The organism is Delftia sp. WY8 (assembly GCF_018437695.1).
Taxonomy (GTDB): Bacteria; Pseudomonadota; Gammaproteobacteria; order Burkholderiales; family Burkholderiaceae_C; genus Comamonas; species Comamonas tsuruhatensis.
Window position 1 is genome coordinate 1,594,725 of the sequence record NZ_CP049795.1, and the last position, 23,363, is coordinate 1,618,087.

The 23,363-nt window shown below is 67.5% G+C and carries 20 protein-coding genes and 1 CRISPR repeat array; of the genes, 4 read left to right on the forward strand and 16 right to left on the reverse strand.

Translation table 11 applies throughout. The features are described 5' to 3' along the window. The first annotated feature begins 38 nt into the window (after window positions 1-38). The 3 genes from G4D77_RS07330 to G4D77_RS07340 are packed head-to-tail and all read left to right on the forward strand — an operon-like array spanning window position 39 to window position 4,547. Complete coding sequence (locus tag G4D77_RS07330; protein WP_016449657.1) at window positions 39-1,223, forward strand: efflux RND transporter periplasmic adaptor subunit; 1,185 nt, start codon at window positions 39-41, stop codon at window positions 1,221-1,223. Window positions 1,224-1,225: 2 nt separating this feature from the next. Continuing rightward, window positions 1,226-3,172 (forward strand): MacB family efflux pump subunit, encoded by a 1,947-nt coding sequence (locus tag G4D77_RS07335; protein WP_154834979.1) that lies wholly within the window; start codon window positions 1,226-1,228, stop codon window positions 3,170-3,172. A 1-nt stretch (window position 3,173) separates the two neighbouring features. Beyond that, complete coding sequence (locus G4D77_RS07340) at window positions 3,174-4,547, forward strand: efflux transporter outer membrane subunit (protein WP_154834981.1); 1,374 nt, start codon at window positions 3,174-3,176, stop codon at window positions 4,545-4,547. Between the two features lie 39 nt (window positions 4,548-4,586). Here the strand turns inward: G4D77_RS07340 and G4D77_RS07345 are convergent, their stop codons facing one another. The 10 genes from G4D77_RS07345 to G4D77_RS07390 all read right to left on the reverse strand — a co-directional run bounded on the left by G4D77_RS07345 (window position 4,587) and on the right by G4D77_RS07390 (window position 14,592). Then, window positions 4,587-5,642 (reverse strand): porin, encoded by a 1,056-nt coding sequence (locus G4D77_RS07345; RefSeq protein WP_154834983.1) that lies wholly within the window; start codon window positions 5,640-5,642, stop codon window positions 4,587-4,589. 323 nt (window positions 5,643-5,965) lie between these two features. After that, entirely contained in the window at window positions 5,966-6,313 is a 348-nt protein-coding gene (locus G4D77_RS07350) for an L-rhamnose mutarotase (protein WP_016453836.1), read from the reverse strand. Window positions 6,314-6,329: 16 nt separating this feature from the next. Next, on the reverse strand, window positions 6,330-7,106 hold the full coding sequence (locus tag G4D77_RS07355) for an SDR family oxidoreductase (RefSeq protein WP_154834985.1): 777 nt from the start codon (window positions 7,104-7,106) through the stop codon (window positions 6,330-6,332). A gap of 16 nt (window positions 7,107-7,122) precedes the next feature. After that, window positions 7,123-8,034: an L-fucono-1,5-lactonase gene (locus G4D77_RS07360; RefSeq protein WP_046241208.1), complete on the reverse strand. Its 912-nt coding sequence runs from the start codon at window positions 8,032-8,034 to the stop codon at window positions 7,123-7,125. 3 nt (window positions 8,035-8,037) lie between these two features. Further along, the gene (locus G4D77_RS07365; RefSeq protein ID WP_154834987.1) at window positions 8,038-9,315 is read right to left on the reverse strand and encodes an L-fuconate dehydratase; all 1,278 of its coding nucleotides are present in this window, start codon (window positions 9,313-9,315) and stop codon (window positions 8,038-8,040) included. Window positions 9,316-9,322: 7 nt separating this feature from the next. Further along, window positions 9,323-10,213 (reverse strand): fumarylacetoacetate hydrolase family protein, encoded by an 891-nt coding sequence (locus G4D77_RS07370; protein ID WP_026062466.1) that lies wholly within the window; start codon window positions 10,211-10,213, stop codon window positions 9,323-9,325. An 18-nt stretch (window positions 10,214-10,231) separates the two neighbouring features. After that, window positions 10,232-10,981 (reverse strand): SDR family oxidoreductase, encoded by a 750-nt coding sequence (locus G4D77_RS07375; protein ID WP_026062467.1) that lies wholly within the window; start codon window positions 10,979-10,981, stop codon window positions 10,232-10,234. 53 nt (window positions 10,982-11,034) lie between these two features. After that, on the reverse strand, window positions 11,035-12,051 hold the full coding sequence (locus G4D77_RS07380; RefSeq protein ID WP_126311751.1) for an ABC transporter permease: 1,017 nt from the start codon (window positions 12,049-12,051) through the stop codon (window positions 11,035-11,037). Next, window positions 12,041-13,591: a sugar ABC transporter ATP-binding protein gene (locus tag G4D77_RS07385; RefSeq protein WP_154834989.1), complete on the reverse strand. Its 1,551-nt coding sequence runs from the start codon at window positions 13,589-13,591 to the stop codon at window positions 12,041-12,043. The genes G4D77_RS07380 and G4D77_RS07385 overlap by 11 nt, the downstream gene beginning before the upstream one ends. After that, window positions 13,588-14,592, reverse strand: coding sequence for a sugar ABC transporter substrate-binding protein (locus G4D77_RS07390; RefSeq protein WP_052195859.1), 1,005 nt, complete (start codon window positions 14,590-14,592; stop codon window positions 13,588-13,590). The genes G4D77_RS07385 and G4D77_RS07390 overlap by 4 nt, the downstream gene beginning before the upstream one ends. Before the next feature lie 278 nt (window positions 14,593-14,870). On the opposite strand from G4D77_RS07390, the gene G4D77_RS07395 reads away from it, so the two are divergent. Beyond that, the gene (locus G4D77_RS07395) at window positions 14,871-15,671 is read left to right on the forward strand and encodes an IclR family transcriptional regulator (protein ID WP_154834991.1); all 801 of its coding nucleotides are present in this window, start codon (window positions 14,871-14,873) and stop codon (window positions 15,669-15,671) included. Window positions 15,672-15,720: 49 nt separating this feature from the next. Next, a CRISPR array of direct repeats spans window positions 15,721-17,676; the repeat unit is 32 nt; unit sequence GTTTCAATCCACGCGCCCGCACGGGGCGCGAC. A 183-nt stretch (window positions 17,677-17,859) separates the two neighbouring features. Here the strand turns inward: G4D77_RS07395 and cas2 are convergent. The 6 genes from cas2 to cas5c all read right to left on the reverse strand — a co-directional run bounded on the left by cas2 (window position 17,860) and on the right by cas5c (window position 23,344). After that, a complete protein-coding gene (gene cas2 / locus G4D77_RS07400; RefSeq protein ID WP_209801165.1) occupies window positions 17,860-18,150 on the reverse strand; it encodes a CRISPR-associated endonuclease Cas2 in 291 nt (96 codons plus the stop codon). Window positions 18,151-18,253: 103 nt separating this feature from the next. Beyond that, a complete protein-coding gene (cas1c, locus tag G4D77_RS07405; protein ID WP_154834993.1) occupies window positions 18,254-19,294 on the reverse strand; it encodes a type I-C CRISPR-associated endonuclease Cas1c in 1,041 nt (346 codons plus the stop codon). After that, complete coding sequence (gene cas4 / locus G4D77_RS07410) at window positions 19,279-19,935, reverse strand: CRISPR-associated protein Cas4 (protein ID WP_034368863.1); 657 nt, start codon at window positions 19,933-19,935, stop codon at window positions 19,279-19,281. The genes cas1c and cas4 overlap by 16 nt, the downstream gene beginning before the upstream one ends. A 27-nt stretch (window positions 19,936-19,962) precedes the next feature. Next, the gene (gene cas7c / locus G4D77_RS07415) at window positions 19,963-20,844 is read right to left on the reverse strand and encodes a type I-C CRISPR-associated protein Cas7/Csd2 (protein WP_046984057.1); all 882 of its coding nucleotides are present in this window, start codon (window positions 20,842-20,844) and stop codon (window positions 19,963-19,965) included. Next, complete coding sequence (cas8c, locus tag G4D77_RS07420; RefSeq protein WP_126311754.1) at window positions 20,841-22,673, reverse strand: type I-C CRISPR-associated protein Cas8c/Csd1; 1,833 nt, start codon at window positions 22,671-22,673, stop codon at window positions 20,841-20,843. The genes cas7c and cas8c overlap by 4 nt, the downstream gene beginning before the upstream one ends. After that, window positions 22,670-23,344 (reverse strand): type I-C CRISPR-associated protein Cas5c, encoded by a 675-nt coding sequence (gene cas5c / locus G4D77_RS07425; protein ID WP_154834995.1) that lies wholly within the window; start codon window positions 23,342-23,344, stop codon window positions 22,670-22,672. Before cas5c ends, cas8c begins: the two co-directional genes overlap by 4 nt. Window positions 23,345-23,363: the final 19 nt, after the last annotated feature.

The window sequence follows — 23,363 nt, forward strand, 5'->3', positions numbered from 1 at the left end:
ACTGTCTCCCCTGCGGCCGACCGCGCGGCAGGGGAAGAATGAAGTTCAATCGCAAATGGGCCATGGTCGCCGTCGCAGGCGCATGCATGGTCGCAGGCCTGGTGTGGTGGAAGGCCAGTGCCAAGCCCTCCACCCAATTCGCAACCGCACCCGTCACCGTCGGCGACCTGGAGCAGACCGTGCTCGCCGTGGGCCGGCTGCACCCCAAGGAACTGGTGGCCGTGGGCGCCCAGGTCTCGGGCCAGGTCCGGCGCCTGCACGTGGAGCTGGGGCAGAAGGTCAAGGCCGGCGAGCTGATCGCCGAAGTCGATGCCCAGCCGCAGCGCATCAAGCTGCGCAATGCCGAGGCATCCGTCACCGCCTTGCAGGCCCAGCTGGCCGCGCGGCGCGCGGCCCTCGTCCAGGCCCGGCTGACCTTCCAGCGCCAGCAGGAGCTGCTGCAGGCCGACGCCACCTCGCGCGCCGACCATGAGGCCGCCAAGGCCGCGCTGGACACCGCGCTGGCCGATGTCGGCGCCCTGCAGGCACAGATCGAGCAGGCACGCACCCAGGTGGAGACCGAGCGCATCAACCTGGGCTACACCCGCATCGTCGCGCCCATGGACGGCGTGATCGTGGCGGTGGTCACCAAGCAGGGCCAGACCCTGAACTCCTTCCAGACCACGCCCACCATCGTCATGCTGGCCAAGCTCGACGTGATGACTGTGCGCGCCGAGATTGCCGAGGCCGACGTGGACAAGATCCAGCTGGGCCAGACGGTCTGGTTCACCACGCTGGGCAGTGGCCGCCAGCGCCACACCGCCACGATCGAGCGCATAGAGCCTGCGCCCGCCTCCATCGCCACGGACGCCACCGCTGGCGCAGCGACCGCCACCGGCGCCCAGGCCGCCAAGGCCATCTACTACAACGCCCAATTCGACGTGCCCAACCCGGAAGGCAAGCTGCGCCCCTCCATGACCGCCCAGGTCACCGTGCGCGTGGCCCAGGCCGACAAGGCCGTGCTCATGCCGGCCGCCGCGCTGGGCAGCCGCGATGCCGACGACAACTACAGCGTGCGCGTGCGCGATGCCCAGGGCCAGGTCACCGAGCGCAAGGTGCGCGTGGGCCTGCGCACCAACGCCCAGGCCCAGGTGCTGTCGGGGCTGGAGCCCGGCGAGCAGGTGGTGATCGGCGAGGCCAGCCCCGGCGGCAAGCCGGCCGGCAGCGACCCGATGGGAATGTAAGCATGGACCATGCATTACTGCAGATGCAGGGCCTGCGCCGGGAGTTTCCTGCGGGCGACACCACGGTGGCGGTACTCAAGGACATAGACCTGACCATCGAGGCCGGCGAGATGGTGGCCATCGTCGGCGCCTCGGGCTCGGGCAAGTCCACGCTGATGAACATCCTCGGCTGCCTGGATCATCCGACCTCGGGCAGCTACCGCATCGCGGGCCGCGAGACCAGCGAGCTGGGGCCCGACGCGCTGGCCGCGCTGCGGCGCGAGCACTTCGGCTTCATCTTCCAGCGCTACCACCTGCTGCCCGACCTCACGGCCCAGGGCAATGTGGAGCTGCCATCGGTCTACGCCGGCACGGCGCCCACGGACCGCCATGCGCGCTCGGCCGCCCTGCTCGAACGCCTGGGCCTGGCCGACCGCATGCAGCACCGGCCGGGCCAGCTGTCGGGCGGGCAGCAGCAGCGCGTGTCCATTGCGCGTGCGCTGATGAACGGCGGCGCCGTCATCCTGGCCGACGAGCCCACGGGCGCGCTGGACAAGGCCAGCGGCGAGCAGGTCATGCGCATCCTGCAGGAGCTGCATGCCGACGGCCACACCATCATCCTGGTCACGCACGACATGGCCGTCGCCGCCCACGCCACGCGCGTGATCGAGATCAGCGACGGTGCCATCATTGCCGACCGGCGCAGCACCCCGCACGAAGCCAGGCCGCCCGTGGAGCCGGCATCCGGCGCGCGCCGGGCCTCCTGGCGCGGACTGTCGGACCGCTTTGGCGAGGCCCTGCGCATGGCCCTGCGCGCCATGAACGCCCACCGCCTGCGCACCTTCCTGACCATGCTGGGCATCATCATCGGCATCTCGGCCGTGGTCTCGGTGGTGGCGCTGGGGCTCGGTGCGCAGCAGCAGGTGATGAACCAGATCAGCGAGCTGGGCACGAACACGCTGGACATCTTCCCCGGCAAGGACTTCGGCGACACGCGCGCCGCCGCCATCGAGACCCTGGTCGCCGCTGACGCCCAGGCCCTGGCCGAGCAGCCCTACGTGGACAGCGCCACGCCCAATGTGTCGGTCGGCGTCACGGCGCTGTACCGCGAGAACGCGGCCACGGCCCAGGTGACGGGCGTGGGCTTCGAGCACTTTCGCGTGCGCGGCCTGCGCCTGGCATCGGGCCGCTTCTTCGACCAGCGCGACGTGGACCTGCACGCCCAGGTGGCGGTGATCGACCAGAAGACCGCCACCGCCCTGTTCCCCACCAACCCCAGCCCGCTGGGCGAGGTCGTGCTGCTGGGCCAGATGCCCGTGGAAATCGTCGGCGTGCTCCGGCCTGCGCAAAACAGCTTCGGCGGCTCCACGCCCACCTTCTTCGTGCCCTACACCGCAGCCGCCACGCGCCTGGTCGGCAAGTACCACCTGGACAGCATCACGCTGCGCATCAAGGACGCGGTGCCGGCCGAGATCGCGCAAAAGGCCGCCACCAGCCTGCTGACCGAGCGCCATGGCACCAAGGACTTCTTCATCTGGAACTCCGACCAGATCCGCCAGGCCATCACGCGCACCAGCACCACGCTGACGCTGCTGGTCTCGGCCATCGCCATGATTGCGCTGCTGGTGGGCGGCATCGGCGTGATGAACATCATGCTGGTGTCGGTGACCGAGCGCACGCGCGAGATCGGCGTGCGCATGGCCATCGGCGCGCGCCAGTCGGACATCCTTCAGCAGTTCCTGATCGAGGCCGTGCTGGTCTGCATCGTGGGCGGCATCCTGGGTGTCTCTCTGGCGCTGAGCCTGGGCCTGGCAGTGAGCCTGTCGGGCTCCAGCTTCCAGCTCTCGTTCTCGGCCGCCTCCATCGTGCTGGCCGTGGCCTGCTCCTCCCTCATCGGGATCGGTTTCGGCTTCCTGCCGGCGCGCAGTGCTGCGCGCCTCGACCCCGTACAGGCTCTATCGAGAGATTGACATGCATATGCTGAAGACCGGCGTGCTGGCATGCGCAGTGGCCCTGGCGGGCTGCGGCGCCATCACGCGCACAACCTACGAGGCGCCGCAGGTGGCGCTGCCCGCACAGTTCGAGCATGCGCAGCCCTCGGCGGCCGCGCCTGCGCCCGAGGCATGGTGGCGCGCCTTCGGCGATCCGCGCCTGGATGCATGGATCGACATGGCCCTTGCGCGCAACCCCGACCTGGCAACGGCAGGCATCCGTGTGCGCCGCGCCGCGCTGCAGGCGCAGCTGGCGGGCCGCGCCCTGCTGCCGCAACCCGGCGGCACACTCAGCACCGGGGCCAGCCGGCCGCTGTCCGGCAGCCCGCGCAGCACGCTGGAGACGTCCAGCGCCACGCTGAGCGTGGGCTGGGAGCTGGACCTGTTCGACCGCCTGGGTGCCCAGCGCGATGCGGCCGTCTTCGAGGCCCAGGCCAGCGAGCAGGACAGGCAGGCCGTGGCCCTGTCCCTGGCGGCCACCACCGCCAGCCTGTACTGGCAACTGGCCCTGGCCAACGAGCGCCTGGAATTTGCGCGGCAAAGCCTGGAGTACACACGCCGCACCGGCGAGCTGGTGGAGGCGCAGTACCGCAGCGGCGCCGTATCCAGCCTGGAACGGCGCGAGGCCCGGCAGGCGCTGGCCGAGCAGCAGGCGCTGCTCAGCCAGTACACGCAGGCCCGCGCCGAACTGCGGCAGGCGCTCAACGAGCTGCTCCTGGGCGCCGAGGCGCCCGGTGGCGAGCCGCAGGCCCTGCCCACGGGCGCGCTGCCTGCCATTGCCGCAGGACTGCCCGCCGAACTGCTGGGCCGCCGCCCCGACCTGCGCGCCGCCGAACTGCGGCTGCGCGCCTCCCTGGCCAGCAGCGATGCGGCCACCGCGCGCTACTACCCCACGCTGTCGCTGACCGGCAGCCTGGGGGGCTCCAGCAACTCGCTGCTCGACCTGCTGGCCAACCCCGTGGCGGCCCTGGGCGCCAGCATGACCCTGCCCTTTCTGAACGTGGGCGAGATGCGGCTGAGCACCGCCATTGCGCGCAACCAGCATGAAGAGGCCGTGGTCAACTTCCGCAAGTCGCTGTACGCCGCGCTGGCGGAAACGGAAAAAGCCCTGTCCGCCCGCACCGAGCTGGCCAGCCAGGAGCAGGCACAGCAGCGCGTCACGCAGGAATCGGCAGAAATCACCCGCCTGTACGAGGCACGCTACCGCGCAGGCCAGGTACCCCTGCGCACCTGGCTGGATGCGCAGGAGCGCAGCCGCAACGCACAGCTGGCCCTGTCGGCCCTGCACCTGGCGCAACTGCAAAACCAGGTGACGATCAACAAGGTGCTGGGCGGCGGATGGCAAACCCCTTGAGCAAGGGCCGGCAACCTCCGCCAAAGTGCCCCGCCCCGGTCAGAACGAATGCGCCATGCCCAGGTACAGGCCGGTCTGGCTGCCGCCCGGCGCCGGGTTGTTGTTGGTGGTCTCCACCGAGAAGTTCGCATTGCCGCCATTGCGCACATTGCCCACGCTGGCATACAGCAGCGTGCGCTTGGACAGCGCGTAGTCGGCGCCCGCCATGAACAGGTTGGCGCTGCCGCCGCCCTTGTTGACCGTGGTGCGGTAGCCCGCCCCGATCAGCGTCAGCGGGCCTGAGACGTTGTAGCGCGCGCCCATCCAGTACTGCCGCGCCTTGTTGGGCACGCCGGCCGCGCTGTCGGGCGCGGACAACTGCTCATAGCCCGCGAACAGCTTGAGCGCGGACAGCGTCACCGTGCCGCCAAGCGTCAGGTTGCGGGAGGTGGTGTAGAGATCGCTGAAGCGGCCATTGGCATCGCGGGCCACGTCGTAGATGGCGCGCAACTCGAACGTGGGCGCGGTATAGGACACCGACAGCGCATCCTTGCGCAGCCGCGATGCGCCCTGCGGCTGCTCGCCCAGGCCGGTCAGCGCCAGCACGCGCAGGCCGCCCCAGCTGGGCGTTTCGTAGGAAATCATGTTGTCATGCCCGCCCCAGTTGCGCCCCCGCACCAGCGTGGCCGAGCCGATGAACTGCTGGCCCGTGGGGTCCAGCGCCCAGTGCGCATCCGAGATCGACAGGTCCTTGCCCAGTTTCAGCGTACCCCAGCCGCTGCGCAGGCCCACGAAGGTGCGGCGGTTGAAGAACCCTGCGCCGTTGAACTTGGCATCGTCGATGCTGAAGCCCGACTCCAGCGTGAACAGCGCATGCAGCCCGCCGCCCAGGTCCTCCTCCCCCTTGAAACCCAGCATGCTCGTGCCCCACTGGTTGCCCACGGCCCGCCACAGATTGCCAGAGCCCCCCGTGGCCGGGTCGTACACATTGCTCTGGTAGTCCACCCCCGCGACCACACGCCCATAGAGCGTGACCGAACTCTGGGCCTGGGCCGCCAGGGCCGTGCCCAATGCAAGCGCGGCCAGGCCAGCGCTGCGGATCATGCGTTTATTCATCTCCCTCTCCTCCTTGACATTGCCAATTGGCGAAAATCCCCATGGCCGCAGCACGGCTGCCATGGGGAGCAGCTTGAAACCGGTCGCCAGCCCCTTTTCTTGTGCTTCTTGTTCTTGTGCTTCTTGTTATTGCGGGTGCATGCAGCCCCGTGGTTGCGATGCCCTGCAGGCTGCTTTCATGAATTCTCCGCAGGGATGGCGCCGGGCCTGAACGATTCATGCGCAGACCTATGCATTTGCGGCGCGGGCGCCCCGGTGTTTTCCCCTGGAAGGGGGTTGAGCGACGTTCGGGGATGGGGCATGGCCGACGGATGCTCAGTCGCTCACTCCTGCGCAGAATCCTCCAGCCGAAAAATGCAGGCCATGGGCGTCCACTTGTCTCCAGGTGGTGTCCACGGCGTGGGGGCCTGAAAGGCCCACATCAGGTCTTCCCATTCGCACAACTTCGGATCGGTGGCGGAGGCAAGGGCCATGGCTCGGGCGTCATGCACCGCGTCATCGGTTTCCATGACCATCACCATGCGCGTGCCAAGGCGGTGGATTTCCATGCCGGTGACGCCATGGCTACGCAGATGCGCCGCCACCTCCGGCCAGATCCGGTGATGCAGGGCTTCGTACCGGGCGATCAGCGCCGGGTCATCCCTGAGGTCGAGTGCAAGGCATTGGCGCATGGTGTCTCCATGGTGGTCAGGTCAGCGCGCGGTCCAGGTGGGTGTAGCCGCCATCGACGAACAGCCATTGCCCCGTGGTGTGCGATGCCCGCTCGGACAGAAGAAAGACGACCGTGTCCGCAATCTCCTCGGCCGCCGTCATGCGCCGGCCCAGCGGAATCCGGGCGCTGATCTGTTCCAGCTGGCGCCCGGGGTCGTCGAAGCGGCCCAGCCAGTGCAGGTACATCGGCGTCACCACCTCCGCGGGCACCACGGCATTGACGCGCACGCCATCGGCTGCCAGCGCGGCAGCCCATTCGCGCGTCAGCGAGAGCTGGGCCCCCTTGGCCGCGCAGTAGCCGCTGGCCTGGCCCTGCCCGGTCAGCGCGGTCTTGGACGAGATGTTGACGATGGAGCCACGGCTGGCCTTGAGGTGTGGCAGGCAATGGTGGGCCATGACGTAGTAGTGCACCAGGTTGGCCTGCAGCGAGCGCACGAAGGCGTCGCGCCCTGCCTCCAGGCCCACGCCGTCATTGATGCCCGCGTTGTTCACCAGGCCGTCGATGTGGCCGCAGTCCGCCGCAGCGCGGGCCACCATCTCTCCGCATGCCTGTTCATCGACCAGGTCGAAGCGGAAGTGGCGGGCCCGGGGCTGCAGCTCCATGAGCTGCGCCTCGAACCGCGCGCACATGGTGTCCTTGCCGCAGATCAGCGGAATCGCACCTTCACCGGCCAGCCGCAGCGAGATGGCCGCCCCGATGCCGCTGGCACCGCCCGTGACGATGAAGGTCTTGTCTTTCAGGTTCAGGTCCATGCTGCCTCCCATGTGGTCAGGTCATGCCTTGCGGATGCAGGCCGTAGCAGCGCGCGGCGGTGCCGCCCCACAGCGCCTCACGCTCGGAGGCCGACAGCCGCGACGACGCCCAGCCATCCACCAGCTCAAAGACCGTGGCGTATGGCGCGGCCAGCAGGCAGACCGGCCAGTCGGAGCCAAACATCAGCCGCTGCGGACCGAACACCTGCAAGGCCATATCTAGACAGCGCAGCAGGCAAGCCCTGCCTGCCCCGTCCAGCCCGGCGCGCCAGTCGGCCTCGGTCACTAGGCCCGAGAGCTTGCAGGCCACATGCGGCAGCGCGGCAAAACGCCCCAGCCGCGCCTGCCAGTGGCCGAATGCGGCCTGTTCCCGGGCCAGCACGGCCAGCGGGGGCTTGCCCAGATGGTCCAGCACCAGCCAGTGCGCGTCGTGCCGTGCGCAGAAGGCGGCAGCCGCCTCCATCTGGTGATGGAAGACGAGCAGGTCATACGCCCAGCCCTGGCGCTGCAACAAGGCCATGCCGCGCCCGAATGCGGCGCAGCCCAGAAAGGCTGCGGCATCGGGCTCGTCCTGCACCTGATGGCGCCAGCCGCACAGCCTCGGCTCGGCACGCCAGTCCTGCAGGCGCTCGCCCAGGCCCTCGCAGGTCAGGTCTTCCCACCCCACCACGCCGCGTATCCAGTCATTGCGCCGCGCCAGCTCCAGCAGGAACCGCGTCTCATCGACCGTGGCGCGCGCCTGCACGGCGATGGCGCCCGTGAAGCCGCAGGCAGACAGCTGGGGCAGGAGATGGCCGGGTGTGCGGTCCACCGCCAGGGCCCGCATGTCCGCGCCTATCCATGGATAGTCCCCGGCGCTGTAGCGCCAGAAATGCAGGTGTGCATCGATGCGCGGATGCAAAAGTGAATGGGAATGGGACAGGGCCATGGCTCAGGCCTGGAAGCGATACCTGGCCAGAGTTTCCGGCTTCATCGTGATGGAAAAGCCGGGCGCACCGGGAGGCATATAGGCCGCATTGCGCACCACGCAGGGATCCACGAAGTGCTCGTGCAGATGGTCCACGTACTCGATCACGCGCCCCTCACGCGTGCCGGACACGCAGACGAAATCGATCATGGACAGATGCTGCACATACTCGCAAAGGCCCACGCCCCCGGCATGCGGACACACGGGCAGACCGTACTTTGCGGCCAGCAGGAGTACCAGCAGCACCTCGTTGACCCCTCCCAGCCGGCAGGCGTCGATCTGCACCACGTCGATGGCACCACGCAGGATGAACTGCTTGAAGAGAATGCGGTTCTGGCACATCTCTCCAGAGGCGACCTGGACCGGGGCAACGGCTTCGCGCACCGCGCGGTGGCCCTCCACATCGTCAGGGCTGGTCGGCTCCTCGATGAACCAGGGCCTGGCAAAGGCCAACTCCCGCACCCAGCCGATGGCCTGCCCCACCTCCCAGGCCTGGTTGGCGTCGATCATCAGCTGGCGATCCGGCCCCAGCACCTCGCGCGCAATGGACACGCGCCGGATGTCGTCCTGCAGGCTGCGCCCCACCTTGAGCTTGACGTGGTTGAAGCCGCCGGCCACCGCCTCGCGGCACAGGCGGCGCAGCTTGTCGTCGTCATAGCCCAGCCAGCCGGCCGAGGTCGTGTAGCAGGGATAGCCCTCGCGCTCCAGCACGCCGATGCGCTCGGCCTTGCACGGCGACTGGCGATGCAGCAGCTCCAGCGCCTGGGCTTCGGTCAGGGCATCCGTCATGTAGCGGAAGTCCAGCGCGCGGACGAACTCCTCGGGCGTGAAATCGGCCACCAGGCGCCACAGCGGCTTGCCCTCGGCCTTGGCCCACAGGTCCCACACGGCATTGACCACGGCGCCGGTGGCCAGGTGCATCGCCCCCTTGTCCGGGCCGATCCAGCGCAACTGGCTGTCGGAGGTGATGTGGCGCCAGAAGCGTCCCATGTCCTGGCGGACCCAGTCGAGCTCCATGCCCTCCACCAGGTGGCGCATGGCCGCGATGGCAGCGCAGCAGACCTCGTTGCCGCGCCCGATGGTGAAGGTCAGCCCGTGCCCCTCAAGGCCGGGCGTGTCCGTCTCCAGGATCACATAGGCGGCGGAGTAGTCCGGGTCCGGGTTCATGGCGTCAGACCCATCCAGGTGCCTGGAGGTCGGAAAGCGCACATCGAGCACGCGCAGGGACAGGATTCGCGTCATGGTCTTCTCAGGCCTTGCCGGTTGTCGAGGGATTCGGTTGCACGCGAGCCGCCACCATGGTCTGGCGCTGCTCGCCCAGGCCGGCGATGCCCAGCCGCATGGCCTGCCCGGCACGCAGGTACATGGGCGGCTTCTGGCCCATGCCCACGCCCGGCGGCGTGCCGGTGGAGATCACATCGCCCGGTTGCAGGCTCATGAAGCGGCTCAGGTAGCTGACGAGAAAGGCCACGCCGAACACCATGGTGGCCGTGCTGCCGTCCTGCATGCGCCGGCCGTCCACATCCAGCCACATGCGCAGCGCCTGCGGATCGGGCACCTCGTCGGCCGTGACCAGCCAGGGCCCCAGCGGGCCGAAGCCGTCGCAGCCCTTGCCCTTGTCCCAGGTGCCGCCGCGCTCGAGCTGGTACTCGCGCTCGGAGATGTCGTTGACCACGCAATAGCCCGCCACGTGCCGCATGGCCCGGGCCTCGTCGATATGGCGCCCGCCCTGGCCTATGACCACGCCAAGCTCCACCTCCCAATCCGTCTTCACGGAGCCGGGCGGAATCTCGATGGCATCGTCCGGGCCGCAGATGGCACTGGTCCACTTGCCAAACACCACGGGCTCGGGCGGCACCTGCATGCCGGCCTCGGCCGCATGGTCCGAGTAGTTGAGGCCTATGCATACGAACTTGCCCACCCGCCCCACGCAGGGGCCCAGGCGCAGCGTGTGCTGCGGCACGCCTTCCACCAGGGGCAGCTGCAAGGGGTCCAGGGCGGCCAGTTGCGCCAGGCTGTCCGGCAGCAGCACAGGGCCGGCAATGTCGTCCACCACGCCCGAGAGGTCGCGCACACGCCCTTGCGCATCGAGCAGGCCCGGTCTTTCATGGCCCCTGGGGCCGTATCGCAGCAATTTCATGGTGCGCTCCTGTGCAGTTCAGTTGGACCAGCCGCCGTCGATCACGCTCAGCGTGCCGGTGACGAAGCGGGATTCATCGCTGGCGAGATAGGTGGCCAGCGCGGCGATTTCCTCGGGCCGACCCACCCGCCCCATGGGCTGGCGCGCCACGAAGGCCGCGCGCACCTGCTGCAGCGGCACGCCCTGCTGCCGGGCCTGGCCGGCGATGCGCGCCTGCAGCGACGGGGACTCCACCGTGCCAGGGCAGATGGCGTTGCAGCGTATTCCCTGCGTGACGAAGTCGGCCGCCACGGCCTTGGTCAGCCCGACCACGGCAGCCTTGGTGGCGCCATAGGCATGGCGAAGGGGCACGCCCTTCACGCTGGAGGCCGCGGACGACATGTTGATGATCGACCCGCCGCCCTGGGCCAGCATGGCAGGCAGCAGGGCGCGGATGATGCGGTGCATGGAGGTGACGTTGAGCTGCCACGCAAAGGCCCAGTCCTCGTCACTGCAGTCCAGAATGCTGCCGTGGTGCACGAAGCCCGCGCAGTTGAGCACTGCATCGAAAGCCCTCTCCTGCCCGGCCAGTGCCAGGATGTCTTGCGCATCGGTCACATCCAGCCGCCGCGTACGCAGGCCGTCCCGTCCCTCCAGTTCTGCCAGCGCATGCATGTCGATGTCGGTGGCCAGCACGCTGGCCCCCTCGCGGGCAAACATCAGCGCGCAGGCACGCCCTATGCCCTGCCCGGCTGCGGTGACGAGAATGTGTTTTCCGGCGAGTCTCATGGAGCCATTCCTTCCCTTGAAAAGCTTCTGCATGGGCGATTCGCGGGCCGCGCCTATTGCTGCTGCTCACCTGCGAGCCGGGCCAGCATCAGGGCGCCGAGGATGATGGCGCCGTAGATGGCCTGTATCCAGAACGATGGCACCTGGGCCAGCGTCAGCAGGTTCTGCACCACGCCCAGCAGCAGCACGCCGCACAGCGCACCCGACATGGAGCCCTTGCCGCCATCGAGCGAAATCCCGCCGATGACGGCCGCCGCGAACACCGTGAAAATCATCGAGCTGCCCTGGTTGGCATTGATCGCGCCCACATAGCCCGTGACCACCAGCCCGCCCACTGCGGCCAGCACACCGGCCAGCACGAAGACGCCCCAGGTAATACGGTCCACATTGATGCCCGCCGCGCGCGCCGCATGGGGGTTGCCGCCAATCGCATACAGCGCGCGGCCCAGCCGGTGGTGACGCAGCACCACGGCGGCCGTGCCAAACGCCAGCGCCGCCAGCCAGACCGACAGCGGCAGCCCCAGCAGCGTGGCCGTGGCCAGGGCGAAGAAAGGCTGCGGCATGTCGAACAGGGTGCCGCCCCTGGTCGCGCCCACGAGCAGGCCGCGCAGCACGATCAGCATCGCCAGCGTGACGATGAAGGCATTGAGCCGCAGCCTGACGACCAAAAGGCCATTGATAAAACCCGTGCATGCGCCCACGGCCGCGATGGCCAGCAGCCCCGCCGCCACCGGCCATTCCGTGCCAAAGCCTCCCGAGGCTGCAGGAATCACCAGCATGGCGCCCACCGCCGGCGCAATGCCCACCGTGGACTCCACCGACAGATCGAACTTGCCCGTGATGATGATCAGCGACTCCGCCAACACCACCAGCGCCAGGGCTGCCGAGGCCCCCAGGATGCTGACCAGGTTGGCCGGTGTCAGAAAGCTGGGGCTGGTCAAGGCTCCCAGCAAGAACAGCAGGGCCAGCGCAGGGACCAGCGCATAGTCGCGCAGCCGGTGCAGGGCGAGCCGCCGGGCGGCCGGCACGGGCACAGCCGTGTTCGGCGAGACGAAGGTTTCAGTGCGCATGCAGGCTCACTCCTTCCATGGAGGCAATCAGTTCACCGTCGTCCCAGCCTCTGGCGAGTTCGGCCACCACATGGCCATGGGACATCACCAGCACACGGTCGCAGATGCGCAGGTCGTCCAGCTCGCTGCTCGCCAGCAGCACGGCCCGGCCCTGCCGTCGCTCCTCCTCCACCACGGCCAGCAATGCCTGCCGGGACTTCACATCCACACCCGCAGTGGGATCGATGAGCACCAGCACATCGGGCTCGCTGGCCAGGGCGCGCGCCATCACCACCTTCTGCTGATTGCCGCCCGACAGGCCGGACACGGCCTGCTGCGGCCCGCTGGCCGCCACATCGAGTGCACGCATGGCCGACAACGCCGCGGCCTGCCTGCGCGATGGCGCGATGAACCCGAACCGGCCCAGCCTGTCCATGATGGTCATGGTCGCGTTCTCGGCGATGGACTGCCCCGGCACCAGGCCCTGGCGGTGCCTGTCCTGCGGCACGCAACCCACGCCGTGCGCCAGCGCGGCGCCTACATCGCCGGGCGGCAGCACGCGGCCCGACACCAGGATCCGGCCCGCCGTGGTGCGCCGCAGGCCCGCCACCGCCTCACCCACGGCCGTGCGCCCGCTGCTGGTGGAGCCTGTCAGCCCCACGATCTCGCCACGCCGCACCTGCAGGCTGACAGCCCCGAAACCCTTGCCGCACACCTGCTGCAGCGCCAGCACCACGGGGGCAACGCCCGTGCCCCCGCCTGCCGGGGGTGCGTGGGCGGCGCAAGACGCGCCGGCCAGGCTGTCCCGCTCGCCGGTCATGGCCTCGATCAGTGCCTGCCGGGGCAACTGCGCCACCGGCGCCGTCACCACATGGCGAGCATCGCGCAGCACGGTGACCGTCTGGCAAATCTCATAGATCTCCTGCAAGTGGTGCGAGATGAAGAGAAACGTGACGCCGCCTTGCTGCAGATCGTGCACGCGCCTGAGCAGCCGCCGCGTCTCGTCGTGGTCAAGCTGCGCCGTGGGTTCGTCCAGGATGATGAAGCGCGCGCCCAGCGACAGCGCCCGCGCGATCTCCACCAGTTGGCGGGCTTCCACCGTCAGATCCCGGGCCAGCGCATCCTCGTGCACATCGATCTGCCAGGCATCCAGCAAGGCCCTTGCCTCGCGCCGCAGCACGCGCCAGGAAATCCAGCCATGGCGCAGCGGCTGCCGGTTGATGAACAGGTTCTCGGCGACCGACAGCTCGCCGATGATGGTCGAATGCTGGTAGACACAGGCCACATGCTGGCGCCAGGCCATGCGGTCGGTCACCGCAGGCGCGGGCTGGCCGTTGAAGCGGATGCTTCCCGTGCCGGGCTGGTGCAGGCCGGTCAGCAAGGCGACCAAGGTGGACTTGCCTGCGCCGTTGCGGCCAGCCAGTGCATGCGACTCGCCCGGCATGACCGCCAGGCTCACATCGTGCAAGGCCGTCGTGGAGCCGAAACGCAAGCCGAGCCCACGCGCCTCCATCACCGGCGTGCCCGGTCTGCCAGCCATGAATCCGGGGGGCATCGTCATGGCTGGTTGGCCCACAGCGACTTGTCGTCCACGTTCTCGCGGGTCACCACGGGTGCGGGCAACTGGTCCTCCAGAATGCCGGGCGCCACCTCCACGATGCGGCTGCCATGCGGGGTGGGCCCGGGCTTGAACGACTGCCCTGCCAGCGCTGCCTTGATGTAGTACAGGCCGTACTTTGCGTAAAGATCGGCGGGCTGCGAGATGGTGGCGTCGATCTCGCCCCTGCGGATGGCATCCAGCTCCTGGGCGATGCCGTCGTTGCTGATCACCACGATGTGCCTCGGATCGCCGGCCGGATGCAGCAGCCCCCTGCGCCGCAGCGTCTGCAGCGTGGGCGCCAGATAGACGCCGCCTGCGTGCATGTAGATGCCCTTCAGGTCCGGATGCGCGGACAGCAGGCCGTCGAGCGCGGCGGCGGCGGCATCGGACTTCCAGGCCGCGGGAATCTCCAGCACCTGCAGCGCCGGGAAATCCTTCATGCAACTGCGGAAAGCCTCGGCCCGATCACGGCCGTTGACCGATGCCAGGTCGCCCATGATCTGCACCACCTTGCCCGCCTTCACCTGCGCGCCCAGGTACTGGCAGGACCGCGTGCCATAGGCGCGGTTGTCGGCACGCACCACCATCGCCACCTTGCCCCGGGTAGGCGCCACGTCCACCGCCACCACAGGAATCTTCCCCTGCTCGGCCAAGGCGAGCGCTCGACCAATGGCCGCCGAATCCAATGGCGCCACCACCAACCCCTTGGCGCCGAGGTTGATCAGATTGGCCACGTCGGTGATCTGCTGGGCCGGGTCCTGGTTGGAGTTCACCGGCGCCAGGATGTCGACCCCAAGGGCCTTGGCCATTTGCGGGAGGTAGCCGTTGTAGGCCTGCCAGAACGGCGAGGTCAGCAGTGGCAGGTTGACCCCGATCCTGCCTTGCGCCGGGCCAGGTTCCGCCGCTAGCGCCGGCCCCGCGCATGCCAGCGCCGCAACAGCGGCTGAGAACCGCCAAGCCATGCCGACCCGTTTGGCCGGTGCCTGGGAAACGCCATGCAGTGCTGCCATGGAACTGGCCTCCTCATGTGTGCCGGGACTCCGGCGGTGCGGCGGTGTGACGGGATCGCCTCTTGCCTATGACCAAAATGCCTTGGTTCGGCAAAATCATTCATCCATGAATTTATTATTTATGAATAAATTCAAACTCGGCACCTATGGTTTACCCAGAGCATTGCCCCGATGCGCAAGGCATCCTCCAAAACAGGATCAGTCCTATCCCGAACGTAAGATCTGCACGCATGAGCAAAGCACTGGACAACGCAGAAGACGGCGAGCGCTACCGCGCGCCGGCACTGGACAAGGGGCTGGACATCCTGGAGCTGCTGGCCGAGCACCCCGATGGACTGACGCGGGCCGAGATCGTCAAGGAACTGGGCCGGGGCCCCAGTGAGATCTACCGCATGCTCGAGCGGCTGGTGGCCCGGCAATATGTGATGCGCTCGGCCGGCGGCGACCGCCATGCGCTCAGCCTCAAGATGTTCGCGCTGGCGCACCGCCACCCACCCGTCAACCGCCTCGTGACCCAGGCGCTGCCCGTCATGGATGCCTATGCGCGGCAGGCCGAGCAGTCCTGCCACCTGGGCCTCTACGACCGTGGCAATGTCTTGATCGTGGCCCAGGTCCCCGGCCCCGGGAACTGGGGCCTGTCAATCAGGCTGGGCGCACGCGTCGGGCTGCTGGACACCGGGTCAGGCCATGTACTGCTGGCCTGCCAGACACCCGAACGCCGCGCGCAGATGCTGGCCGAGCACACGCCTTTGGAAGGCGAGGTGCCACTGCCCGAGGCGCAGTTGCACGACATGCTGGAACAGATACGCAGCACGGGCTACAGGCAGAGCGAAAGCCTGCAGTCCTATGGCGTGGTGGACATCTCCTGCCCCATCCTCGGGCCTGATGGCAATGCCATGGCTGTGCTCACATCTCCCTATATCCGGCGGATCGATGGGCATGCAGGTCCCTCGCTGGATGAGGCACGCGGGTACCTGCTGCAGGCAGTGGCTGGACTCTCTCTCAATGGCGGTCTGCGCGGCGAGGAGTGAGTCAGGCGATTCGTTTCAAATGCGTGGGGCGCTTTCTGTGGCGGCAGGGGTTTCAATCCACGCGGTCGGACGGGGCGCGACGAGCGTCAGGGCCTTGGTGATGCCCTGGCTGGCGCGGTTTCAATCCACGCGCCCGTACGGGGCGCGACCAGGCGCTCCAGCCCGAAGGCACAGGCCTCCTTATCGTTTCAATCCACGCGCCCGCACGGGGCGCGACCCACGCGGATGCGCGAAGACAGCTCATAGAGCCGGTTTCAATCCACGCGCCCGCACGGGGCGCGACAGCCCTCTACCGCTTCATCGCTCGCTATCTGGCGTTTCAATCCACGCGCCCGCACGGGGCGCGACGAAAGACGATGGCGACGAGCGCGGCGCGGCAAAGTTTCAATCCATGCGCCCGCACGGGGCGCGACTGGGCATCAAGGAACGCAATCTAACGCCAGCACAGTTTCAATCCACGCGCCCGCACGGGGCGCGACGCCGTGCTCCAGTTGGTATTGCATCGGGGCTCCAGTTTCAATCCACGCGCCCGCACGGGGCGCGACACCCGCTGATGAGCCGCATGCACAAGCCGGACCCGTTTCAATCCACGCGCCCGCACGGGGCGCGACCTCATGCCTGCGATCACTCGCGTGAGCACCGACATGTTTCAATCCACGCGCCCGCACGGGGCGCGACGCGAGGCGACAACCTGGACCACAAACGGCCGCAGGTTTCAATCCACGCGCCCGCACGGGGCGCGACAAGCCTCTCCAGCGCTCTGGCGGCGCTGAAATCGTTTCAATCCACGCGCCCGCACGGGGCGCGACGCGACAACCAGGCCGGCACCACCGTCGATGAGCTGTTTCAATCCACGCGCCCGCACGGGGCGCGACGAGGACCAACGCCACTTCATCGGTTTGCTGGCGCTGTTTCAATCCACGCGCCCGCACGGGGCGCGACGTTCGCTACGACTACACCAACCTTAAGTCGAAGCTGTTTCAATCCACGCGCCCGCACGGGGCGCGACTTACACAGGAGCCGGCATGCCCCCCTCGCACATCGTTTCAATCCACGCGCCCGCACGGGGCGCGACCTGCTGCAGGGCCTCGCGCATCTTGAGCACGCAGTTTCAATCCACGCGCCCGCACGGGGCGCGACGAGAAGGAGCTGGCGCGCGTCTGGACGATGGTGGAGTTTCAATCCACGCGCCCGCACGGGGCGCGACCCGAAACGATGGCGTAGGCGCCGCCCATCGGCAGGTTTCAATCCACGCGCCCGCACGGGGCGCGACCAGGCATGCGTGAAGAGGCGGTACGAATCCTCATCGTTTCAATCCACGCGCCCGCACGGGGCGCGACTCGATGCGCAGCCAGTCGCTGGCATCCTTTGGGCCGTTTCAATCCACGCGCCCGCACGGGGCGCGACGTCTGCTGCAGCGCAACCACCCCAGGGCGATCGGAGTTTCAATCCACGCGCCCGCACGGGGCGCGACATGACACCATCACGCTTACGGGGCTGTTTGTTCCCGTTTCAATCCACGCGCCCGCACGGGGCGCGACGCGTGGGCCGCGCGCCCGTATTTCGAGAGCGCGGTTTCAATCCACGCGCCCGCACGGGGCGCGACGACCCGGGCGCAGTCGTCCCGTGATGAGTTCAAGGTTTCAATCCACGCGCCCGCACGGGGCGCGACATCTACCGCCATGAGATCACCAGGTTGTACGACGAGTTTCAATCCACGCGCCCGCACGGGGCGCGACCATTGCGCCGCCCTCCCGCGATGGCTTTCCCATGTGTTTCAATCCACGCGCCCGCACGGGGCGCGACTCGAGGACATTGGCCCACCCGTCATCGCCGGCGCAGTTTCAATCCACGCGCCCGCACGGGGCGCGACCACGGATACCTGCAATTACGTCTTCTACAAGCAGTTTCAATCCACGCGCCCGCACGGGGCGCGACGCTCGATGTCGCTCGATCCATCGTCGGCCGTCGCTGTTTCAATCCACGCGCCCGCACGGGGCGCGACGGGGTACTTATAGAGCAATTTCACCGCTATGAAAAAAGCCAGGCTTCCGCGAACCAGGCGGCACTGTCATGCTGCGGAATCGGCGTTCAGCCAATCCCTCGCACACCCCCTTTTGAAAACAACAGCTTGCGCGGCCGCGAACCTCAAGGGCAGGCGGCGGTCACTTGGGGTTCGCGCGGAGGCTCAGAAGACGAGGGGGGCGTCGAGGTCCAGCACGGGCTTTGCGCCGATGTGTTCGACCTTGCTGCGCCAGTGTTGGCCCAGGTAGTAGAACCTGAGGCTGTCCTGGGCGGGGTCGATGATTTGCATCAGCCGCGCCTTGAGGGCGACCCATTGCGCGGCGTCCACTTCTATCTCGAAGACGGAGTATTGCGCGCGCTGGCCGAAGTCCCGGCAGGCCTTGGCGATGCGCCGCAGGCGGCGGGCTCCACCCGGGTCCTGGGTGCGGACGTCATAGCTCACCAGGACCATCATCGGCACACCTCATTTCTCATCGCCGGGCCGTCCCAAGATGAAAAAGCGGCTCCCTCGGGGGGCAGCGGACCTTGCGCAACAAAGGAAGCGTGGGGGCCATGTTTCATTTCCAAAGGAATGGCGGATAGGCATCGAGATCACCGCGCAGGTGGCGGGCCAGCAGTTGCGCCTGGATAAAGGGGAACAGTCCGATGGCGGCTTTTTCTTCGATGAAGGCGTGGCGCAGTTCTTCACGCTTGCGTTCCTGGTAGGCGGTCAGCACGGTCTTGCGTGATGCTTCGGTCAGCAGGACCGCTCCGTTGTCCATGGTCTGGAAGTCGCGCTCACCCAGTTGCTTGCGGTTGATCAGCGACAGCGCCAGCCGGTCCGCCAGCAGGGGGCGGAATTCCTCCACCAGGTCCAGCGCCAGGCTGGGGCGCCCAGGCCTGTCACGGTGCAGGAAGCCCACGGCGGGGTCCAGGCCCACGCTTTCGAGTGCTGAGCGGCAGTCGTGCGTGACGAGGGTGTAGAGAAAAGACAGCAAGGCATTGACCGCGTCGCGCGGTGGGCGCCGGCTGCGCCCCTGAAAGCGCATGGCGGGGCTGTCCACGCGAATGAGCATGTCGAACACGCCGAAATAGGCCTGCGCCGCCTCGCCCTCGTAGCCGCGCAGCATGTCCAGGCTGGTTTCTCCGGGCAGTTTGTCCGCAATGCGCCCCAGCCGCCTGTAGGCGTGCGTCAGTGCTGCCTCGGCCTCGGGCTCCAGCTTGTCGCCGTGGTCACGCAGTGCCCGGCCCAGGACCGCGCGCTGGTTGTGCAGCTTGCCCAGCAGGATGTTGTGGACGATGGCGGCGCAACGGCCCGGATCATCGCTGACCCGGTACTGCTGACGGCGCAGCAGCACGTTGCCGGAAACAGGCCCCTCCACCCGCGCAAGAAAGCGCCCGTTGGGCGTGAGAAAGCTGGTGCAGATGCCCTGCTCGGCGCAATAGCCCATCAGCGGTGGAGACACCAGCACGCGTCCGAAGCAGACCAGGCTCTCGAGCATGTGCACCGGCAGCCGGGCACGCTCACACTGCTCGACCTCCATCACGATGTTGGCACCGTCCTTGCGCAGCCAGGCGCCTTCGGTGGTCACGTACAGGGTGTTCAGTTGCCGTCGCATGGACCTTCTTCCATCTGCTGACCCCATTGCGCTGACAGCCAGGCATTGACACTCTGGGTGCGCCCCAACAGCCTGGGCTGGCACAGGTCCAGCAGCGAACAGGCATCGCACAGCCGGGGGCTGTAGCGCGCCGTTGGCGTGGTGCCCGAGTCCAGCATGGAGCGCACCGCGGCAATGGTGCCGCAGGTGAGCTGGCGCAGTTCGTTGTCGAAGCGCACATCGGTGCGCCTGCGGGCCTCACCGTAGTAAAGGGCGCCCGCCTCTACCGGCTGGCCCAGCATGGACTCCAGGCACAGCGCCTGGGCGCAGAGCTGGACTTCATCGGCACGGTGGGCCTTGGGCCGGCCGCGCTTGTACTCCACGGGAAACGCTCGCTCGCCCTGTGGGCCCTGGTGGAATTCCACCACGTCGGCAATGCCGGTGATGCCCAGGCGCGTATCGGCCAGCGGCATGGCCGTGACGGTGCGCACACCCTTGCGCCGCTCGGCCTTGGGCTTGTCGGCCTTTTCGTGCAGCAGCCGGCCTTCAGCCGTATGCCGGCTTTCGGCCCACAGTTGCTCGACATGGATGAGGGCGCATTGCCTTGGGCAGTACAGGTAGTGTTGCAATGCCGACAGGGCAATGGCGTCGTCTTCGCTCATGGTGCGTCGGCGGCTTTGCCACCCGTCTCAGATCAGTTCCCGCAGGGTCACGCCCGAAGGCACGGCCGCAGCGTCGATGTGCACACGGTAGTCAGCAAAGCGCCGGGGAGCGCCCGCATCGGCCGGCTGTGCGGACTCCACCTTGACGGCGTCAAACAGCACATGCGCAGGCGCGTTGCCCATGGCGCTTTCATGTTCGAAGACGATGAGTTTGCGCGCCGCCATCTCGCCGCGTGCGGCGGAGCGGTCATGCTCGAACATGTTGATCAGCGCGCGCCAGAACAGGTCCAGGTCCTCGTTGGAAAACCCGGTGCGCTCGGCCAGCTTGGCCGAGATGAAGCCATGGGCACGGTACAGGCCGTAGGGAATGATGTGCTTGCGGCCCATGGTGCGGTTGTCGCCACTCTGGGCTTCGGCCTCTTTTTCCGTGGTGACGGCCATGCGCGTGATGGAGATTTCCAGCGGCACCACGGGGTCGATGGAGGTGGCGAAGGCCATCTGTATGGGTCCGCGCACCTGGCCCGCATTGACGCCCGTGGTCATGACAGCGCCGAAGGTGCGGATGTCGAAGAAGTTGGCGCACATCCAGGCCGTGATCTCGCGGGCCTTGGCTTCGTCCTTGGGCAGTTTCTTGTCTTCGGGCTTGAGGCCGATGGCCTCGTAGGCCTTGCGGTGCTGTTGGTTCAGGATGGCCTTTTCCTGCATGTAGATGGCATGGCCAGGCGCATCTTCCTTGTCCAGGCTCACGAAGTTGCGGATCTTGCGCTTGAGGCAGACATCGGTGACCAGGCCTCGATTGGTCTCGGGGTCCAGGCGCGGCAGGTTGCCGGCATCGGGATCGCCATTGGGATTGCCATTGGTGATGTCGAACAGGTAGACGAATTCGTAGCGGTGGGCGATGGCGGTCATGCGGGATCTCCGTCAGTGCGGTCTTCGGTGGAATCGGTGCTGTCGTCGTTGGCGGCAGACTTGTTGAAGCGGCTTTGCGACTGGTGGTAGTAGCCGATGGCGAAACGGCCCTGGTCTTCGATGCGCAGGCTGCGGGGGAAGCTGTCGGTGAGGCCGCCGACAATCTCGCCAATGTCCTTTTCCAGCCCCACGGCAGCGCCCGGCCTGTCCTTGCGCAGGCGCCCCAGATGGTTTTGCGCATTGCGCAGCAGCATGGGAAATACCGATGCCGGCGTGGCCGAGGCCGCGCCGTAGTAGCGGTCGCGGATGGTCGCGTTGACCTGCCCGCCCAACGCCTGGCGCTGGGCACTTTCCAGCACGGCGAAAAGGCGGCCCAGCCGGTAGGCCGCGTTGGTGGATTCCTTGTCCAGACTCACGGGGATCTCCTCCTTGTCACTGTTGATTCCGAGGCGGCGCTCACGCGCCAGAATGCCTTTGCAGATACCCACGCGCAGCCCCGACAGATGGCCGTCGCTGCGCATGCGCATCAGCACGTTGGCCAGCAGGCTGCGCGGATAGGGGCGGCCGGTGAGCACGGCGCGCATGAACTCGCCCACGAGATTGCTCATGGCGTCATCCATCTTGGGCGCGCTGCCCTCACGGTGCGGTGCCGTGGCCAGCACCACGCGGTAAGCCGAGGGCGCGGTCTTCCAGGGCACAGGCTCCAGATGAAAGTCCTGCGCATGCTCCGCCAGGCGGCGCGCAAACAGGCCCAGCGTGCCGACCTCCCAGAAACGGATGGAGATGCGCGAGGCATTGGGCGCCAGGCCCAGCACGTACATTCGCGTGTCTTCCTCAAGCCTGGGGTCGATGTCGCTGAGCGGCCGGCCTTTCTGCACCTTCTCCAGTTCGATGCGGATGCGCGCGGTCTCCTGGTCGTCCGAGGGACGGTCATCGAGCAGGTCGGCCAGCAGCGACTCGGCCCGCACGGCCTGTTCGGCCTCCTGGCCATCTGCGGCCTCGGCCCAGAAGACGATGCTGGTATCACCGATCTGCAGGCGCTGGCGGTTGTGCTCGCCGCGCCGCAGCAGGTGGTTGAGCACGGTGGTGTAGGCAAAGGCGGCCTGCTCCGAGACAGGTGCGTTGTCGCCCTGGCTTTTGCCGTAGGAAGTGAATGACTCCTGGTTGAAGGAGACGATGGAGGCGCCGGAGCTCTGCGCACCGCTGACGCCCTTGATGACCGGGTGCAGGCGCGCCACGGGCAGGCTTTCGCCGCTCACAAGGCAGGTCGCCACCGACTCCTGACTGCTTTCTCCACCGTCGTCGCTGGCGAGCAGCCGGGCACGCAGGGCCTGAGCGGCCGGGCGTTCGTGCAGATAGGCCTTTTCGCCATCCATGCGGAACACCATGTTGGCATCGAGCATGTCCGGGGTGAAATGGGGCGCTTCGAATTGCTGCGGCGTCCAGGCATCGAGAAAGCCCAGCAAGGCCTTCAGGCCCGCGTCCTGCGTGCCGGCCAGATGCTCGCGGTGCAAGGCCTTGAAGGCTTCATGCTCCTTGTCCGCGCGCTTGCTGGTTGCGCTCACGCCCAGCACATAGCTGGTCTTGTCCCAGAGGAAGTTGGACTTGATGCCCACCGTTCTTTTCTCAGGCTGGGGCACGTTCATCACGCACGGCAGCGGCTTCTTGCCTGTGGTGTCTCGGATGTCGTTGACCTGCACCACACGGCCATCGGCGGCCAGCAGGATCTCGTAGCTGATCTTCTCGGGGCTGTAGCCAAAGGGCGCCAGGCCCTCCTCGCGGCGTTCCAGCAGCCGTTGGTAGTAGGTGGCAAGCGCCTGCAGGATCATGACTTGAGCTCCTCGCTGTGCCAGGGCGGCACGGCGATCACGCCACCGGACATGCTGGCGCGGAAAAAGCGCGGGGCCATGCCGTTGGCAAAGTCGATGTCGTGCAACATCCAGCCCAGGTCCCGCTCGGGCAGCAGGCTTTCGTGCGGCGTGGGCAATGCCTCGCCGTCTTCGAGCAGGCCGAAGTCCGCCGGAAACTCGCGCACGCCCAGGCAGGGCATCTGAAAGCACTGGCCCTTGCGCGCTCGGCGGTTGAAGATGTCCAGGTGCTTGCCCACCGAGTCGTCGGCGCCTGCCTTGGGCGTGAGCTCGAAATGCGCCTCGATCACATAGGCCACGTCGCGCAGCACCGTGGCTGCGCGCTGCTGACGATCCTGGTCCACATGCGTGACCAAGCCTTCCGTGGAGCCGGCCTTCATCGCCTTGGACACACTGGCCGGAGAGATCTTGCTGCCGACCTCGTTGCGCCGTATCGATTCAAAGCGGATCGGCTTCAGAACGTGGATGCGGTCTACGCTCCAACGTATGGCCGGCTTCCAGTGGATGGCCTCCAGAATGCCGCGCGCGGCCGAAGGCGTGATGACGTCGTAGCTGACGCGCTCACCCTTCATCTCGGGTCTGGTGAAGCAGGCTCGCTCACCCCAGACCTTCAGTTTCACTCCAAATCCCATGCCCTCTCCTCTCCTTCAG